This window comes from Streptomyces sp. NPDC058375, from assembly GCF_042723425.1.
GTDB classification, from domain to species: domain Bacteria; phylum Actinomycetota; class Actinomycetes; order Streptomycetales; family Streptomycetaceae; genus Streptomyces; species Streptomyces durocortorensis.
In genome coordinates, this window is sequence record NZ_JBHXJG010000253.1 from 1 (window position 1) to 10,223 (window position 10,223).

12 protein-coding genes and 2 pseudogenes are annotated in these 10,223 nt (G+C 70.6%); 9 read left to right on the forward strand and 5 right to left on the reverse strand.

All coding sequences use genetic code 11. The annotated features are described in order from the left end of the window. From ACFWM7_RS29275 to ACFWM7_RS29285, 3 genes and pseudogenes are all read left to right on the forward strand, one after another. A partial coding sequence (locus ACFWM7_RS29275) for a hypothetical protein (protein WP_383266157.1) occupies positions 1 to 336 on the forward strand: 336 nt, incomplete at its 5' end. Between the two features lie 10 nt (positions 337 to 346). Then, a pseudogene (locus ACFWM7_RS29280) lies at positions 347 to 742 on the forward strand (ATP-binding cassette domain-containing protein); the annotation flags it as partial. After that, positions 739 to 1,773: an aldo/keto reductase gene (locus tag ACFWM7_RS29285; protein WP_383266133.1), complete on the forward strand. Its 1,035-nt coding sequence runs from the start codon at positions 739 to 741 to the stop codon at positions 1,771 to 1,773. The pseudogene ACFWM7_RS29280 and the gene ACFWM7_RS29285, both read left to right, overlap by 4 nt. Before the next feature lie 22 nt (positions 1,774 to 1,795). Here ACFWM7_RS29285 and ACFWM7_RS29290 read toward each other — a convergent pair whose 3' ends face one another. From ACFWM7_RS29290 to ACFWM7_RS29300, 3 genes and pseudogenes are all read right to left on the reverse strand, one after another. After that, entirely contained in the window at positions 1,796 to 2,866 is a 1,071-nt protein-coding gene (locus ACFWM7_RS29290) for a glycoside hydrolase family 5 protein (protein WP_383266136.1), read from the reverse strand. A gap of 183 nt (positions 2,867 to 3,049) precedes the next feature. Then, positions 3,050 to 3,777, reverse strand: a pseudogene (locus ACFWM7_RS29295) (NAD(P)/FAD-dependent oxidoreductase); the annotation flags it as partial. Continuing rightward, a complete protein-coding gene (locus ACFWM7_RS29300) occupies positions 3,774 to 4,187 on the reverse strand; it encodes an arsenate reductase ArsC (RefSeq protein WP_383266138.1) in 414 nt (137 codons plus the stop codon). The pseudogene ACFWM7_RS29295 and the gene ACFWM7_RS29300, both read right to left, overlap by 4 nt. 95 nt (positions 4,188 to 4,282) lie before the next feature. Between ACFWM7_RS29300 and ACFWM7_RS29305 the strand changes: the two genes are divergently transcribed. The 4 genes from ACFWM7_RS29305 to ACFWM7_RS29320 are packed head-to-tail and all read left to right on the forward strand — an operon-like array spanning position 4,283 to position 6,898. Continuing rightward, positions 4,283 to 4,591: an ArsR/SmtB family transcription factor gene (locus tag ACFWM7_RS29305; protein WP_383266140.1), complete on the forward strand. Its 309-nt coding sequence runs from the start codon at positions 4,283 to 4,285 to the stop codon at positions 4,589 to 4,591. Further along, entirely contained in the window at positions 4,588 to 5,712 is a 1,125-nt protein-coding gene (gene arsB, locus ACFWM7_RS29310; protein ID WP_383266143.1) for an ACR3 family arsenite efflux transporter, read from the forward strand. Before ACFWM7_RS29305 ends, arsB begins: the two co-directional genes overlap by 4 nt. After that, positions 5,712 to 5,933 (forward strand): DUF2180 family protein, encoded by a 222-nt coding sequence (locus ACFWM7_RS29315; RefSeq protein ID WP_383266145.1) that lies wholly within the window; start codon positions 5,712 to 5,714, stop codon positions 5,931 to 5,933. Before arsB ends, ACFWM7_RS29315 begins: the two co-directional genes overlap by 1 nt. After that, entirely contained in the window at positions 5,930 to 6,898 is a 969-nt protein-coding gene (locus tag ACFWM7_RS29320) for an NAD(P)-binding domain-containing protein (protein WP_383266147.1), read from the forward strand. Before ACFWM7_RS29315 ends, ACFWM7_RS29320 begins: the two co-directional genes overlap by 4 nt. A gap of 47 nt (positions 6,899 to 6,945) precedes the next feature. Here the strand turns inward: ACFWM7_RS29320 and ACFWM7_RS29325 are convergent, their stop codons facing one another. Continuing rightward, on the reverse strand, positions 6,946 to 7,950 hold the full coding sequence (locus ACFWM7_RS29325) for a flavin-containing monooxygenase (RefSeq protein ID WP_383266150.1): 1,005 nt from the start codon (positions 7,948 to 7,950) through the stop codon (positions 6,946 to 6,948). A 62-nt stretch (positions 7,951 to 8,012) separates the two neighbouring features. Between ACFWM7_RS29325 and ACFWM7_RS29330 the strand changes: the two genes are divergently transcribed. Then, positions 8,013 to 8,339, forward strand: coding sequence for an ArsR/SmtB family transcription factor (locus ACFWM7_RS29330; RefSeq protein WP_383266152.1), 327 nt, complete (start codon positions 8,013 to 8,015; stop codon positions 8,337 to 8,339). A gap of 25 nt (positions 8,340 to 8,364) precedes the next feature. On the opposite strand, the gene ACFWM7_RS29335 is transcribed toward ACFWM7_RS29330, so the two are convergent. After that, the gene (locus ACFWM7_RS29335) at positions 8,365 to 8,745 is read right to left on the reverse strand and encodes a helix-turn-helix transcriptional regulator (protein ID WP_024127206.1); all 381 of its coding nucleotides are present in this window, start codon (positions 8,743 to 8,745) and stop codon (positions 8,365 to 8,367) included. Between the two features lie 104 nt (positions 8,746 to 8,849). On the opposite strand from ACFWM7_RS29335, the gene ACFWM7_RS29340 reads away from it, so the two are divergent. Then, a partial coding sequence (locus tag ACFWM7_RS29340; protein ID WP_383266155.1) for an NAD(P)-binding domain-containing protein occupies positions 8,850 to 10,223 on the forward strand: 1,374 nt, incomplete at its 3' end.

The following is a 10,223-nucleotide window of genomic DNA, read 5'->3' on the forward strand; positions in this document are numbered from 1 at the left end:
CCCCAGCAGCAGCCGGGGACCGGCACCGGCTGGGCCCGCCGGCTGTTCGGCTACTGCCTGCGCCACCGCACCGACCTCCTCCTCGCCTTCGGCGCGGCGCTCGTCGCCGCCCTGGCCACCGCCGCCCTGCCGCTCGTCCTGCGCGACGTCGTGGACGGTCTCGCCGACGACACCGGCTCCCTCGCCCCCTGGATCGCCCTGCTCGCCGGGCTCGGGGCCGTCCGCTTCGGCGCGAGCTTCACCCGCCGCTACCGCTCCGGACGGCTTTCCCTCGGCGTCCAGTACGACGCCTCGGCGGCGCTCAGCAGGACGGACTGCGCACGGGTCAGGTGGTGAGCCGGTCCATCTCCAGCAGGTGGGGGAGCGCGGCCGTAATCTGTCCGCCGGGCAGCGTCAGCTCCTCGCCCTGGCGCGGGCCGAACTCGTCGACCCGGACGTCCTGTTGCTCGACGAGGCCACCGCCTCGCTCGACCTGGCCACCGAACGCCGGGTCGCCGCCGCGACGGACGCCCTGTGCCGTCGCCGTACGACCGTGGTCGTCGCCCACCGGCTGACCACGGCCGCCCGCGCCGACCGGGTGGTCGTCCTCGACGCCGGAGCGGTCGTCGAGAGCGGCACGCACACCGAACTCCTCGCGGCGCGGGGCCCGTACCACCGCCTGTGGGAGGCCTTCCGGCAGACGCCGCAGGACCACTCCACCGCCGCCACCACCAGTGAACTCGTCAAGGAGAGTGCCCGATGACCGAATACCGCAACCTCGGCCGCACCGGCGTCCAGGTCAGCCCCCTCGCGCTGGGCACCATGATGTTCGGTGCGCGCGGCAACACCGATCACGACGACAGCGTCCGGATCATCCACCACGCCCTGGACTCCGGCATCAACTTCGTCGACACGGCCGACGTCTACTCGCAGGGCGAGTCCGAGACCATCGTCGGCAAGGCGCTCGCGGGCGGCCGGCGCGACAACGTGGTGCTGGCCACCAAGTTCCACGGCCGACTGGGCGACGACCCCAACGAGTTCGGCAACAGCCGCCGTTGGATCATCCGCGAGGTCGAGAACAGCCTGCGGCGGCTCGGCACCGGCTGGATCGACCTCTACCAGGTGCACCGCCCCGAGCCCGGCACCGACTTCGACGAGACGCTCGGCGCCCTGACCGACCTGGTCCGCCAGGGCAAGATCCGCTACATCGGCACCTCCACCTTCGAACCCTCCGCGATCGTGGAGGGCCAGTGGACCGCCGAGCGCCGGGCCCGCGAACGCGTCGTCGCCGAGCAGCCCCCGTACTCCCTGCTGGCCCGGGGCATCGAGCGCGAAGTGCTGCCGGTGGCGCAGCGGTACGGGCTCGGCGTACTGTCCTGGAGCCCGCTGGCCGGCGGCTGGCTGACCGGCCGCTACCGTACGGGCGCCCAGCAGCCGGCCTCCAGCCGTGCCGAGCGCCAGGCCGCCCGGTTCGACATCACCGCACCGGAGAACGCCGCCAAGCTGGAAGCGGCCGACGCGCTCGCCGTCCTCGCCGAGGAAGCCGGACTCACGCTCGTCCAACTCGCCCTGGCCTTCGTACTGGAGCACCCGGCCGTCACCTCGGCGATCATCGGGCCGCGCACCTTCGAGCAGCTGGAGAGCCAGCTCGGCGCCGACAAGGTGAGGCTGAGCCGGGACGTCCTCGACCGGATCGACGAGATCGTCCCGCCCGGCGTGAACCTGTCGGCGCGCGACGCCGGTTACACCCCGGCGGTTCTCACCGACGCCTCCCTGCGCCGCCGTACGGCCTGACGGCGCGGGGAGCGGGCCGGGGTCACTGACGGATACGGTCGCGGATCCAGACCCCGGCCTCCTTCAGGACCCCGGTGCCCGTCCAATTGCTCCCGTTGCAGGTGCCGGTTTTGAAGACGGCGCCGGAGCGGTGGTCGTCGGAGTAGTTCCAGTTGGTCCAGGAGATCTTCTTGCGCTTCATCAGGTCCAGGTAGCGCTGCGACATGGCGAAGTCGTTCGCGCCCTCGCCCGCGTAGTTCTGCGTCCCGAACTCCGTGACGAACACGGGCAGTCGGTCGGAGGCCCGGTCGAGCGCGCTCAGGTACTCCTCGCGGTGCGACGCGGCGTAGAAGTGGAAGGTGTACATGATGTTCGAGGCGTTGACGGGGTTGTTCACCACCTCCGACTCGTCGGAACCCTCGGACACCCCGAAGGACGACCAGGCGCGCGTGCCGACCAGCACCACCGCGTCGGGGTCCTCGGCCCGGATCACCGGAATGATCTGCTCGGCGTACGACTTGATCGCCGACCAGCTCACCCCCGAGGGCTCGTTGGCGATCTCGTAGAGCACCCCCGGGTGGTTCTTGTACTTCTTCGCCATCGCCGTGAAGAAGGTCTTCGCCCGCGCCAGGTTCGCGTTCGGATCGCCCGGGGTCAGCATGTGCCAGTCGATCACCGCGTACATACCCCGCGCGTGCGCCGCGTCGATGAACTTCTGCGCACGGGCGGTGAATCCGGCCGGGTCCGTCTCGTAACCGCCCTCCTGTACGTAGGTGGAGACGCGCAGCACGTCGGAGCGCCAGTCCTGGGCGAGCGCGTCGAGCGAGCCGTCGGTGACGCACTGGGCGTACCACTGGGTGCCGTGCGTGCTCATGCCGTTGAGTGCGACCGCCTGGCCGGAGGCGTTGCAGAGCTGGCGGCCGCAGACCGAGAGCTGCCCGTTGGCGGCGAGCGGGGTGGCGGCGGTGGGAGCGGCGGGAGCCGGTGCGGCCCCGGCGCGGACGGGAGCCATCAGCGCGGTGACGACACCGAGCGCGGACGCGGCGAGCAGGGCCTTGCGGGCCATCTGGCGGCGGCCGGTCGTGACGGTGGGGGCGGTGGGGCGCTGGTGCATGGTGGTGCTCCCTTCGGAGGGGGTGGGAGGCGCCATGGCGGCATAACTGAAAGTAAAGCTTCCTTCCAATTGGCGTCAACGGTGGTGGGAAACTTTCCTGCCCATTGAGAACGCATGCTGAAGACTGGGGTTCACCCGGCCCGGGGAAAGGTCGACGCGGTTCCGGCGACGGCAGGGCCGTAGCGGGTCGTGGCCGATCGCCACGAACAGTCCGGTAGCCGCGAGCTCCCGCTTCCCGGCGGAGAAGACGTTGCGTAGGACGAGGCCGGACAGCGCGCCGCCCTCCTGCTCGATCTCCGCGATCTTGCTGTCGAAAGCGCAGGAGATCCTCTCGTCGGCGAACGCGCGGTTCTGCGTGGCCTGCGAGGCGCGCAGGGTGCTGCGGCGGTGGACGACGGTGACGGAGCGGGCGAAGCGGGTGAGGAAAGTGGCTTCCTCCATCGCGGTGTCGCCGCCGGCGACGACCACGATGTCGCGTTCGCGGAAGAAGAACCCGTCGCAGGTGGCGCAGTAGGACACCCCGCGACCCGAAAGTTCGTCCTCGTGGGCCAGGTGCAGTTTGCGGTGCTGGGATCCGGTGGTGACGAGCACAGTGCGGGCCCGGTGGACGGTGCCGCTGGTGTCGGTGCCCGTTTTGACGCTGCCCGTGAGGTCGACGGCGACGACGTCGTCCGCGACGAGTTCGGCGCCGAAGCGTGCCGCCTGGGCTCGCATGCCGTCCATGAGGTCCGGGCCGACGATGCCTTCGGGAAATCGGGGAAGTTCCCGATTCGGTGGTGCTCATCAGCGCGCGCCGCCCGCGGTCACGGAGCCTTCGAAGCCAGGCGCTTGAGGTCGGCGCGCGCCGTGTACAGGGCGGCGGTGTATCCGGCGGGCCCGGAGCCGATGACGTCGCTTATCTCGCCGCTCATGACGCGGGCTCCGGCGCGATCTCCTTGATGAGGCCCTCGACGAGGGTCTTGATCTCGTCGCGGATCGGGCGGACCGCGGCGACGCCCTGGCCGGCCGGGTCCTCCAGCTTCCAGTCCAGGTAGCGCTTACCGGGGAAGACGGGGCAGGTGTCGCCGCAGCCCATCGTGATGCAGGCGTCGGACTCCTTGACGGCGTCGACAGTCAGGATCTTCGGGGTCTCGGCGGAGATGTCGATGCCGACCTCGGCCATCGCCTCGACGGCGGCGGGGTTGACGGCATTGCCCGGGTTCGAGCCCGCGGAACGGACCTCTACGCGGTCCCCGGCCAGGTGGGTCAGCCAGGCGGCGGCCATCTGGGAGCGGCCGGCGTTGTGAACACAGACGAACAGGACGGACGGCTTGTCGGCCATGGTGATCGTTCTCTCCTGTCGCGGCGGGGCACGGCTCCGCCAGAGACTTCAGCCCCCGCTGGTATCAGCGAGGAATGATGTGAAAATATCAGCGCATGCTGACTTCAGTCGATGCTGATGTGATTCGGGTTCTGGGCGACCCGTTGCGTATGCAGGTGGTTACCCTGCTGGCGCGGGAGACGCTCTGCATGTCGCACCTGGTCGAGGAGACCGGTGCCAAGCAGACGAACCTGTCCAACCACATGAAGGTCCTGCGCGAGGCCGGGCTGGTGGATACCGAGCCGTGCGGCCGGTTCACCTACTTCAAGCTGCGCCCCGAGGTCCTGGCCTCGGTGTCCGCCCAGTTCGCCGAGCTCGCCGAATCCGCCCGTGGTGCCGTCCAGAACAAGAGGGCCTGTCCGTGACCTCCACCGAACCCGCTACGGCCCGCACCGCCCCGCACGTTGGGGGCGACGACTCGATCGTCAAGAGGCTCTCTACCCTCGACCGCTACCTCGCGGTATGGATCCTGCTCGCCATGGCCGTCGGCCTGGGCCTGGGCCGCCTCATTCCGGGGATGAACGACGCGCTCGCGAAGATCGAGGTCGGCGGGGTCTCCCTGCCGATCGCCCTGGGTCTGCTGGTGATGATGTACCCGGTGCTGGCCAAGGTCCGCTACGACCGGCTCGACACGGTCACCGGCGACCGCAAGCTGATGGTGTCCTCGCTGGTCATCAACTGGATCGTCGGCCCGGCGGTTATGTTCGCCCTGGCCTGGCTCTTCCTGCCGGACCTGCCCGAGTACCGCACCGGCCTGATCATCGTGGGCCTCGCCCGCTGCATCGCCATGGTCATCATCTGGAACGACCTCGCCTGCGGCGACCGTGAAGCCGCCGCCGTCCTCGTCGCCCTGAACTCGGTCTTTCAGGTTCTGGTCTTCGGCGTGCTGGGCTGGTTCTACCTCGACCTGCTGCCCCAGTGGCTCGGCCTCGGAGACGGACAGGGACTGGACGTCCCCGTCTGGCACATCGCCCTGAACGTCGTCGTCTTCCTCGGCATCCCCCTGCTCGCTGGGTTCCTCACCCGCCGCATCGGCGAGGAGAAGATGGGCCGCGAGTCCTACGAGCAGAGGTTCCTGCCGAAGATCGGCCCCTGGGCTCTCTACGGCCTGCTGTTCACGATCATCATCCTGTTTGCCCTGCAGGGAAAGACGATCACCTCGCAGCCGCTGGACGTCGTACGGATCGCCCTGCCGCTTCTCGTCTACTTCGCGATCATGTTCTTCGGCTCCTTCCTTCTCGGGAAGAGCCTCGGACTCGCCTACGACCGCACGAGCACCCTCGCCTTCACCGCGGCCGGCAACAATTTCGAGCTCGCCATCGCGGTCGCCATCGCCACCTTCGGTGTCACCTCCGGCCAGGCGCTCTCCGGAGTCGTCGGCCCGCTCATCGAAGTGCCCGTGCTGATCGGCCTCGTCTACGTCGCGCTCGCCTGGCGCAAGAAGTTCGCCCCGGACGCCGTCACCACACCCGGAAGGGAAAGCTGATGCACTGTCTGGAATGCCCTGCCGAAGGGCGCGATGGCGATGCCGTCGGCGTGTGCCACACGTGCGGGGCCGCGGTCTGCGCGCATCGCATCCGCACGGTGACCCGCAGCGTGCGCCACGGCAGCCTCGTCGGCACCCCGGGGGAGCGCCCGGAGGGCACCCTGCTGTGTCCGGTCTGCGCCGAATCCCACGCTCCGGCCGTCGTGGCCCGCACCCGGTGACCACCACCGATGTCGTCGTGATCGGCGGCGGGCAGGCAGGGCTCGCCGCCGGCTACCACCTACGCCGCCAGAACCTCGCCTACGTGATCCTCGACGCCCAGAGCACCGCGGGCGGCGCCTGGCAGCACACCTGGGACTCCCTGCACCTGTTCTCCCCGGCAGGCCTCTCCTCGCTGCCGGGACGGCTCATGCCCGCCCAGCCCGGCCAGGAATACCCCGACGCCGCCCACGTGGTCGACTACCTGAGCGACTACGAGCAGCGCTACAGCCTGCCCGTTCACCGCCCGGCCACGGTCCGCGCGGTTCACCGCGACGGAACACGGCTCCGGGTGGAGACGGACGCCGGGCACTGGTCGGCGCGGGCGGTCATCTCGGCAACCGGCACCTGGTGGCGTCCCTTCCTGCCCGCCGTCCCCGGCCAGGAGAAGTTCACCGGGCGCCAACTGCACACCACCGGCTACCGCCGGCCCTCCGCACACGGCGGCAGCCAGCTGGGGCCTGCCCGACTTCGTGTTCCAGTCCTCGCTCACCCGCCAGGGCTCCGGGCAGCGGGAGCCCGGCGACCGGCTGCTGCTCAGCGGCGAGCGCGGCGCGGTCATCCAGATCAAGAGCCGCACCGTGAAGCCGAAGGGCGAGCTCCCGACGGGCAGGTCAGGTGGCGCTCGCGCCGACAGCTGCATCAAGAGGCGGCCGGTGACCGGCAGATGCTCTTCGTCTGCGCGACCCGGTTCGACAAGTACGTGGAAGCCTCGTTCGGCAGCTACGTCACGCTGCGCCACCACCAGGTCGGCGAACGCACCGGGCGCCCGGACTCGTTGCGCAGCGTCGGCGTGATGCTCACCCCGGACCACAGCGGCAGCCGTCCCCGGGACACCACACCGGTGAGGGTCTTGGGCCCCAGTCACCTCACCTCCGAACAGGTCACCGAGTTCGAGGAGCTGTGGCCACAGAGCGGCAGTGCCTGAGGCGTCAGCGGCGCGCCGCTGACAGACGGCCAAGGAGCCAGGCGGCGTCACGGCCCCCCACGCAGGGTCTTCGACGAGAAGCTCCGCTGGAACTCCATGCCTACGAAGCCGAGCCCTTTCACCGTGGTGGACAGACCGCCGCGGTGAACGGGTGCTCCCGCCGGGTCGAGGGCTCCCGAGCCGGTCAGGTAGTCGAATGCGGGCCGGTAGCCGGTGGCGAAGACGACCGTGTCGACGTCCTCCTTGGTCCCGTCGGCCCACAGGACGCCGCCGGTGGTGAAGTGGCTGAACATGTCGCGGCGGTCGACGCCGTGCCGGTCGAGTGCGGCGCGGTAGTGGCCGTCGTCGATCACGGACACGGGGACCTTCGCGAGCAGGTGGCGGATCGGCGCGGTGTCGAGCCGGGTGTGCTTGAGCCACCAGTGCAGATCCCGGCCCAGCGGCTTCTGCGGTGCCCAGCCGACCGGGCGGCGGGTGGCGAGGGTGGCGTCGGCGACCGGGCCGAGTTCGGCGGCGATCTGGATCGCGGAGGTTCCTCCGCCGACGACGATCACGCGCTGCCCGGCACACAGGTCGGGGCTGCGGTAGCCGGCGGCGTGCAGGACACGGCCGCCGAACCCTGCATGGCCGGGGATATCGGGGGAGAACGGTGTGCCGTAGTCGCCGGTCGCGGCGATCACCGCAGGGGCGGTGAACTTCCGACCGTCCTCGGACCGTACCCTCCACACGCTGTCCTGGCGGATCACGGAGGTGACGGACGTCGAGGTGCGGATGGAGGCGGGCAGGCGCTCGGCGTAGGCGCGCAGGTAGTCCACGACTTCGTCGCGGCGCGGGTAGCGGTCCGGTTCGCCGGGAAACCGCATGCCGGGCAGGGAGGAATACCGGGCGGGGGAGAAGAGGGTGAGGCTGTCGTAATAGCGCGGCCAGGCTCCGCCCGGCTCCCCGGCACTCTCAAGGACGAGCACGCGGGCGAAGCCGTGGCGCGGGGCGAGGGCGGCTGCGGCGAGCCCGGACTGCCCGGCCCCGATGACGATGAGATCAGCGTGCTCCATGAGAATCTGGACCCACAATCAGTCGTTGTTTCGGGAAGTAACGAAATGTTGGGTGTGGGGCGTTGACGGAGAACAGGGATGAGGAGGCGGTGCTCGATCAGGCGACGGCCGATTTCCTCAAGGCGCTGGCGAGCGAGACCCGCCAGCGGGTGATGTTCCAGTTCGCCGGGGGTGTCGAGCTGACGGTCGGCGAGGTTGCGGAACGGTGCGGGCTGAAGGTGTCGACCGCCTCGGAGCATCTGAGCCTGTTGCGCCGGGGAGGGCTGGTCGTCGCCCGCAAGGAGGGCAGGCGGGTGTTCTACCGTGCCGACGGCGCGGCCATGGCCGAGCGGCTCGCCTCGCTCCAGGGGTACCTGGCTGCCTGTTGTCCGCCCGGCGTCGGCTGCTGAAACCGGGCGGGGCGGGGCCGGAGGGTCAGGTGCGGTCGGCGGCCGGGCGCAGGTCGAGCATGGCTGACATGGCGGCGACGACGGAGGGCGCGACCTGGTAGTAGACCCAGGTCCCGCGCCGCTCCGACGTCAGGAGTCCGGCCTCGCGGAGCTTCTTGAGATGGTGGGAGACGGTCGGCTGGGAGACGCCGACGTCCTGGATGTCGCACACGCACGCTTCTCCTCCCGGGTGCGATGCGACCTTGGAGAACAGGCGCAGCCGCACCGGGTCGGAGAGCGCCTTGAACATCGCGGCCATCCGCTCCGCGTCGGGCACGGACAGCTCTCCGGCGGTGATGGGCGGGCAGCACGGCACGACCGCTTCCGGGTCCAGGACCGGCAACTCGACAACCTCAGACTTCGACATACGTCTATGTTGACGCTCATCGATACGGGTGGCAAGCTCCGAACATAGACAGCAATCGAAACAGCGGCCCGACCTGCCGCCTCTCCACGGAGGACATCACCGCCATGACCACCACCACCGAGGGCCTGCCGGTCGTCGTGATCGGCGCGGGCCCCGCCGGCCTTGCCGCCGCTGCCCACCTCACCGAGCGCGGCCTCCTCCCGCTCGTCCTGGAAGCCGGCCCCGCCGCCGCGAGCGCCGTCCGGGAATGGGCGCACGTACGCCTCTTCTCCACCTGGAGTGAGCTGGTCGACCCGGCCGCCGAGAAGCTGCTGGCCCCCACCGGCTGGACTCACCCCGACCCGGCCACGTATCCCTCCGGCGGGGACTGGGCCGAGCAGTACCTGCAGCCGCTCGCCGACATGCTCGGCGACCGGGTCCGCCTCGGCGCCCGGGTCACCGGCGTCTCGCGCACCGGCCGCGACCGGATCGTCGACGCCGGCCGGGACCAGCAGCCCTTCGTCGTCCACATCGCCCACTCGGACGGCCGCGAGGAGCGGGTTTTCGCCCGCGCCGTCATCGACGCCTCCGGCACCTGGACCACCCCGTCCCCGGCAGGCGCTTCCGGCCTGCCGGCCCTCGGCGAAAAGGCCGCCGCCGACCGGATCACCTACCGCGTCCCCGACCTCAAGGACCCGGTCGTCCGCGCCCGCTACGCGGGGCGTCGTACCGCCGTGGTCGGATCCGGGGCCTCTGCGTTCACCGCCCTCGCCTCCCTCGCCGACCTCGCCAGGTCCGAGAACGGCGCGGGCACGAAGGGGGTCTGGGTCCTGCGCCGGGGCATCTCCGGCTCCACCTTCGGCGGCGGCAGCGCCGACCAGCTTCCCGCCCGAGGAGCCCTCGGCCTCGCGGCGAAGGCCGCCGTCGACCAGGGACACGCGGACGCGATCACCGGATTCCGCACCGAAGCGATCGAACGCGACACCGACGGCCGACTGGTCCTGGTAGGCGAAGACGGACGCCGCCTGGAGGCGGTCGACGAGGTCATCGTGCTGACCGGCCTCCGCCCCGACCTCGGCTTCCTCGACGAGCTCCGCCTCAGCTTCGACGAACGGCTCCAGTCCCCCACCGAGCTCGCCCCGCTGGTCGACCCCAACCAGCACTCCTGCGGCACCGTCTACCCGCACGGCCACCGCGAGCTCTCCCACCCGGAGAAGGGCGTGTTCCTGGTCGGCATGAAGTCCTACGGCCGCGCCCCCACCTTCCTCGCCATGACCGGCTACGAGCAGGTCCGCTCCGTCGCCGCCGCCCTCGCCGGAGACCTCGAAGCCGCCGACCACGTCGAACTCACCCTCCCCGAAACCGGAGTCTGCGGCGGAGCCGGACTCTTCGACGACCCGGCCGCCGCACCCGCCGACGCCGGAGGCTGCTGCACGACGCCCGAACCCGCCCTGATCCAGGTCGGCACCGGAACACCGGCCACCGCCGCAACCGTGGAC